Here is a 6,744-nt window from a genome sequence, read left to right on the forward strand (position 1 = left end):
TTGGTGTTTAGAACAAACTTGACCTTATCAACAAAACAAAATATGCTCTGGAATTCAATAGGCTGTCTAATTTATCAAGCCTGTATGTGGGCTATGACGATTGCGGTCGTTATCTTTTCAAATGATTACGAGAATTCCGGTCGACTTGCATTTGCTATGGCTCTTGGAAATATTTATTATCCCCTTGCTACGTATAACATGAGGACTATTCAAGTTTCTGACTTAACAAACGAGTATTCTTCTGGTCAATATATCGCCTTTAGGTTTTTCACAGTATTTGCTGGTGTGATTCCTGTTTTGATATATCTCTTTTTAACATCGCCGATAACTTCTTTTTCCACCTGTTTGGCATGGTTGTTGTTTAAAGCGGATGAAGCCTTCTGCTCTGTATTTTACGCAATAGAACAGCGCGCATTGAGAATGGACTACATAGGGATTTCACAAGGGGTTCGTGGTGTGATCTGCATTGGCCTCTTTATTGTGTTGTTGTCCTTTGGGCTTACGCTGCCCCTTGCCTTAATTGGAATCTCTATTTGTTGTATTTTAATTACTTGGCTATTTGACTTTAGGGCTGCCAGTCAGTTCGAATCAGTTATTCCAACAATTAACTTATCGACAATTGGTGAACTTGCTGTAAAGTTCTTTCCGGCGGTTGTGACGCTAGTCTGCTACGGATCAGTTGTTTCAATTATCAGGCAAAAATTTGGAATTGCCTATGGCGATGCTGAGCTTGGAAAATATGCCGCAATTGCAACTCCAACAGTTTTGGTTCAGGTTGCTGCGTCATACCTATATAATCCTCTTCTCGTAAATGCTGCAAAATGTTGGTCCGAGCGTGACTATCGTAAGTTTCAGCAGTTTGTAATTAGAACTCTACTCGCAATTTGCTTCATCGGCGCTGTCGCCATTTTGATGAGTGAATTAATCGGTAAGTCAGTTTTACTGCTTGTGTATGGTTCCTCAATTGAGTCCAGCGTTTACCTGCTTTCCCCGGCGTTATTCGCAACCGTAGTTACAACTTTATTTGCCTTTTCTTTTGATATATTGACTGTCATGCGTCATTTAAACATTGCCCTCATTGCTAATGTTTGCTCATTGTTGGTCGCCTTCGTAGGCTGTGGGATTCTGTTTGTGATATATGGCGCCAACGGTATCAATATTGCAGTTGTTGTTTCTTTTGGTATTGGCTTATTAATTTGTCTTATTGATTTGTCCGTTACATTCCATAAAGTTAAAAGGACTAATGGTGAATAGTATCTTTAACGACCTTAAACATTATTCGCTTTCAGATATCGTCAGGATGGCGTGGTCCTTTTTCTTTACTCTAGTCTGCTTTCCTGGTGCCAAGCTTGTTCGACGACCTATTTCAATTAGGGGAAAGTCTTCTTTTCACTTTGGCAAGGGACTGTCTACTGGAAGAAACTGTCGAATAGAGGTATTTGAACAAGGTCTTATTACCATGGGCAATAATTGCCAAATTGGCGATAATGTGCACCTTGTATCTTCAAGCTGTGTTGAAATTGGCAATGACTGCCTGTTCGCTTCAAAAGTCTTTATTAGCGATACGAGCCATGGAGCATATGGATCGGATACGCCTTTATCCGTTCCGGCAGAAAGGAAGCTTAGCGCTGAGGGCGTTCGTATTGGTGATCGCGTATGGCTAGGTGAGAATGTTTGCGTTCTTCCGGGAGTTTCTATTGGAGATGGAACAATTGTTGGCGCTGGAGGGGTTGTGACGCGATCTTTGCCCGATAATGTTATTGCGGTTGGTGCTCCAGCCCAACCTATTAAACGATACGATTTTGAGTCCCAGTCTTGGATTCCAATAAATTAGATGGTGATTTATGTTTACCGCTTCAGACCATAGTTTCGTTGTTTGCGCTTATAAGGAGAATCCTTATATTTCGGGAACGATTCAATCTCTGCTAAACCAAACAGTACGAGGAAACATTTTTCTGTCCACCTCTACGCCGAGTAAATACCTTGAAGATGTTTGCTCGGAGTTTGGAATAGAGATGGTCGTCAATCCTCATCCGCATCTTGCGGGTGATGATTGGAATTATGGTTACAACTCGGCTGGTACTAAGCTCGTCACCATGGCTCATCAAGACGATTATTATGATCCGTCATTTTTGGAACGCACTATTGCCGCTTTGAATAAATACGATGAGTCCGAATCGCTCCTGTCTTTCACGGATTATTTTGAACTCCGTAATGACCAAAGGGTGTATGACAACTCTCTTCTTAAAATTAAGAGGATCATGAATTCGCCTCTGTCATCTGCCTTTCTTAATAACTCGGTGTTCTTGAAAAAAAGAATCCTTTCATTTGGCGATTCAATTTGCTGCCCTGCAGTAACTCTGGTTAAGAAAAATGTTGGGCCAAGCCCTTTCGATACCACGTTTAAAAATTCATGTGATTATAAAACATGGGTTGATTTAGCTATGGTCAAAGGACGCTTCGTCTATATTCCCGAACCGCTCGTTGGACATCGCATTTATGCTGAATCGGCAACTTCCCTAAATTTGGGTGAGGACATTCGTAAGGGCGAAGATTTCGAAATACTGTCTAGCCTTTGGCCGAAACCTATTGCAAAAGCCGTGAATCGTGTTTATGCACTCAGCGAGAATAGTAATAATCTGTAATTGCAGACTTAAGAAAGGGTTATAGTCGTGAAAACGGTTCTTGTTACAGGCGCTAACGGGTATATCGGCAAACATGTTGTTGCTGCTCTCAATAACATGAATGTTCATGTTATTGCGGCTGATGTTAATCCATATGTCGGCGATGATGCTGATGAGACTATCTCCGCTAATATTTTGGATCCGGAGTTTTCTCCGTCGAATTATCTGTCCTGTGTTCCTGATGTTTGTTTACACCTTGCGTGGAGAAATGGGTTTAACCATAATTCGGAAACTCACATTGCCGATCTGTCCGGTCACTATGGTTTCCTTTTAAAGATGGCTGACTATGGAGTAAAGCACCTTGCCGTAATGGGTTCCATGCATGAGGTTGGCTATTGGGAGGGGGCTATTTGTGATGATACGCCCTGCAACCCACAGTCATTGTATGGGATTGCAAAAGACTGCTTAAGGCGGACCATGTTTCAGGAGGCTTCCCTAAAGGGTTTCAACCTTCAGTGGCTCAGAGGTTATTATATTTTCGGCGATGATGAGGGTTCTCAGTCTGTATTCGGAAAGCTGTTGAGAGCTGCTCGTTCCGGTGAAACTACATTCCCCTTTACGACTGGTAAAAACAAATTTGATTTTTCCAGCGTTAAGGATTTGGCCTATATGATCTCGTGTGCAGTCCTGCAAGATGAGATCAACGGTATCATCAATTGCTGCTCTGGTAACCCAGTTTCCCTTGCTGCTCAAATGGAACAGTTTATTAAGGATAATGAGCTGAATATTTCACTTGAGTACGGCGCTTTTCCCGATCGGCCATATGATTCCCCTGGAGTGTGGGGAAACGCTGATAAGATAAAGGCAATTATGGCATCCAGGAATTGCTAGAAAATTCATTAGTTTTCTTCGATTGGCCTTGAGATTATCTAGGCCAATCGTTGTTTAATGCTGAGTTGTGGACCCAATTGGATATCGATATGATTAAATCACTTAATGGGAAGCTGTTTCCTTGCTTTCTTATTACGCTGTTTCTGTTCTATTCCCTTTTTTGGTATCTGAATAATCCGCGAACGCTTGTCGCGCTTGTAGCGTTTGTCTCGCTTGCGATTGTTGTTGTTCTGGGTTTCTGCTACTTACGGGACAGGGATACTCTAAGAAATGAATGGATATTTCTAGCAGTACTTGTCCTTTTTTCTCTCATCTTCTGCTTTCTGTTCCCGCCTTTTTCCGTACCAGATGAGGGGCATCACTATTTTTCAACTTATTGGTTGGTTGACAGCTTGCCATTTAACTCAAGAGTGGCAGCTGATGGATCGTTTTTAGTGAGAGAAGCTGATCTGAATTTATATTCGAAACTATCGAGTAGTTTAATCAACTCTTCTTCTTTTGATTCTATCTTTAACCATTTTTCGTGGTTTGAGTCCAGCAAATATGTCTCATTTTCAGATTTAGCTTTCTCCATCGGAACTGAAAATGTTCCGGCAAAAATCGGCTCCGTTATCGGACTTCAAATTGGCCTACTTTTGGGGCTCGGAGCTTATCCGGTTTTCTATTTAGGTAGAATAGGCTCAATCGCCGTTTTTTGTTTCTGCGCATTTCATGCTTATAAGATTGCGCCAAAAGGTAAATCGGTAATCGTTTTCGTCTCTTTACTGCCGATGACGCTTCACCTTGCTGCTTCTTATTCATATGATTCAGGAATCATTGCTCTTTCGCTGCTTGTATTTGCTTTTTTGATGCGTGGTTTCTTTGGAGAAGATCGCTCAATTGGCATTAGGCAAATTATCACGTATTTTATCGTCTCTGTACTGCTGGCTCCGTGTAAAGTCATTTACTGCGGTTTGATTGTCTTGGCCGTATTTATTCCATTAGATAAGTTTGAAGACGTAAACAAAGGACGGCTAAGCAAATATCTCTTGATATTCGTAATTGCAGCCTCCGTGCTAGTCCTGCGTCTTGCCTCTGTGACTGGACTTGTCTCTCAGTCAACTTCCTCTAGTCGTGGAGGTGAAGCTGGGCAATTTTATTCTTTGAACGATATCCTGCTTCACCCAAGAAATAGCTTTATGGTCTTTTGCCGCACCTTAGATTCGCTTGGTGATTTCTATTGGGAAACGACTTTGGGTTATTCCCTGGGGTGGTTCCAAGAGAACCTTCGTATGCCTACTTTTTATATGATTCCATATCTTGTCTGTGGTTTTATCTGTTGCATTGATTCTCAAGACGAGGATGCCTTTCTCAATCAGCCCCTTTCAGCTATGTTTATAGGTGCTTTTGCTGTCGCTGCGCTTGGCTCCATTGCTTCTATGTGGCTAGGGTGGACTTTCAATAACGAGAGTGTCATTCAGGGTGTTCAGGGGCGCTATTTTTTGCCTGTGCTACCTGCTTTGCTATTCGGATTGAGAAGTCGCGCAATTAAATATAGGGGGATTTCAGCCACTTTAGTTTTGCTCGGTATTTGCTCAATGAATTGTATTTATCTAATTCGCTTTATTAGTGTTGCTACCTGCATGTAGGTTGATTATGAATAGAGTTGCGTGGGTTATCTCACCTCCAGAAAAAGGCTCGGGCGGTTTTAGGACAATTTGTACTAAAGCTAGCTATTTGGATCAGCATGGTTTTGAATGTCATTTCTTCATTCTTCCTGGTTCTGAGGCATATAAGAGCTCGGGAACTGTTGCTGAACAGATTTATCTCTGGTTTGGTTACAAACCCAAATCGGTTCGAGTTGAGCACACAATACCTTGCAACTTTGACATCGCTATTGCGACCGCTTGGCCAACTGCCGAATTCGTTGCTTTTCAATCAACTCCACTCAAATTGTATTTCATTCAAGATTATGAACCTTGGTTTTATCCGATGGGGGAGTGTTATTTAAGGGCTGAAAATACCTATCGCTTAGATTTGAAGCCTATCACAATCGGACGTTGGCTTTCTTCCAAGGTTTCGCAGTATTATCCGTTGTCGGTTCCATTTTGCGATTTTGGCGTTGATATGGAGCTATACGCTGCAAATAAGAATTATAGAGAGCCCTTCTCCGTCTGCGCCATTTATCAACCCGGCAAAGATCGGCGTCTTTCTGGCATGCTAATCAAGGCTATTGAGCTTGTATGCACTTATGATTCTCGTGTTTCATTTTATCTATACGGTAGCAATCAGAAGGTCCCTACCGATTCGGACCGGATTCATCAGTTGGGGGTTCTGACAACATCGGAATGCGCTGATTTGTATTCACGGTGCTCTGTCGGTATTTCCCTCAGCGCTAGCAATCCATCTCGTTTGCCTTTCGAGATGCTTGCTTCTGGCCTTAATGTCGTTGAAGCGTTTGGAGAGAACACTGCTTACGATTTTAAGTCTAATGCTATACGCTTTTCTGAAACGAGCCCTGAGGGCATTGCCTCCGCCCTATTAAGCTCGTTAAATGAGACACAGGTTGATTGCGGCGAATTGGCCTCAATTGAGGTAGAAAATCAAATGTTTCTCGATGCTGTTTTTAATTATCAGAACAATACAGTTAAACCTAAAGGCGACACTTTAGCTGATGTAAGGACGCTTCCAGTTTCTATAAATGAGGAGCTAGCTCAACTAGCGCGTGACGTCGCTTTGATTAACTATAAGATTAGCGCTGATGCCCAAACTCCTGTCTGCGCAAATCATGTCTCCATTACGCTTTTCATGAATATAGACTTTGATTCTCAAACACTAATACGAGCGGCTTATTGGCTCAGGTCGGATCAATCGGATTTGAAATGGATTGACTTTAACCGCAATCGCGATCAGTTGGAAATGGCCATATCAATGCCTTCTCAAATCAGCAGTGAGTCCGTTCTGTATATCCATCTTTATTCGTCTGATGTCATAACTAATCAATCACTATTTTTGGGTGAGATAACTCAGCTGATATCGTCTTCTGCTTCTGAATCGGTGAATGACCTAGATAGAGATATCTCGTTCGGTAAGCTTCATTTCCATGTGAACTTCAGCCAAGTAGACTCAGTTTTAGATGCGAGTAAAGATGCTTCAATAGCCTCGGTGCTAAAATCAATTTTTCGCCGTTAAAAGACATCGGGCATTGAAAGTTATTTCAATGCCCGATTATCGGTAGTGTCGAGAAAGT

6 protein-coding genes are annotated in these 6,744 nt (G+C 42.0%); all 6 read left to right on the forward strand.

All coding sequences use genetic code 11. The features are described 5' to 3' along the window. Nucleotides 1-93 precede the first annotated feature (93 nt). Entirely contained in the window at nucleotides 94-1,254 is a 1,161-nt protein-coding gene (locus AAAX31_RS06300) for a hypothetical protein (RefSeq protein ID WP_349076586.1), read from the forward strand. Next, nucleotides 1,244-1,834 (forward strand): DapH/DapD/GlmU-related protein, encoded by a 591-nt coding sequence (locus AAAX31_RS06305; protein ID WP_349076588.1) that lies wholly within the window; start codon nucleotides 1,244-1,246, stop codon nucleotides 1,832-1,834. Before AAAX31_RS06300 ends, AAAX31_RS06305 begins: the two co-directional genes overlap by 11 nt. A gap of 10 nt (nucleotides 1,835-1,844) precedes the next feature. Next, complete coding sequence (locus AAAX31_RS06310; protein WP_118289478.1) at nucleotides 1,845-2,645, forward strand: glycosyltransferase; 801 nt, start codon at nucleotides 1,845-1,847, stop codon at nucleotides 2,643-2,645. A gap of 27 nt (nucleotides 2,646-2,672) precedes the next feature. Next, the gene (locus tag AAAX31_RS06315; protein ID WP_199579922.1) at nucleotides 2,673-3,515 is read left to right on the forward strand and encodes an NAD(P)-dependent oxidoreductase; all 843 of its coding nucleotides are present in this window, start codon (nucleotides 2,673-2,675) and stop codon (nucleotides 3,513-3,515) included. Nucleotides 3,516-3,604: 89 nt separating this feature from the next. Next, nucleotides 3,605-5,143, forward strand: coding sequence for a DUF2142 domain-containing protein (locus tag AAAX31_RS06320; RefSeq protein WP_349076591.1), 1,539 nt, complete (start codon nucleotides 3,605-3,607; stop codon nucleotides 5,141-5,143). A gap of 7 nt (nucleotides 5,144-5,150) precedes the next feature. Continuing rightward, the gene (locus AAAX31_RS06325) at nucleotides 5,151-6,686 is read left to right on the forward strand and encodes a hypothetical protein (RefSeq protein WP_349076592.1); all 1,536 of its coding nucleotides are present in this window, start codon (nucleotides 5,151-5,153) and stop codon (nucleotides 6,684-6,686) included. The last annotated feature ends 58 nt before the right edge of the window (nucleotides 6,687-6,744 follow it).

The organism is Collinsella sp. CLA-ER-H5 (assembly GCF_040092375.1).
Taxonomy (GTDB): domain Bacteria; phylum Actinomycetota; class Coriobacteriia; order Coriobacteriales; family Coriobacteriaceae; genus Collinsella.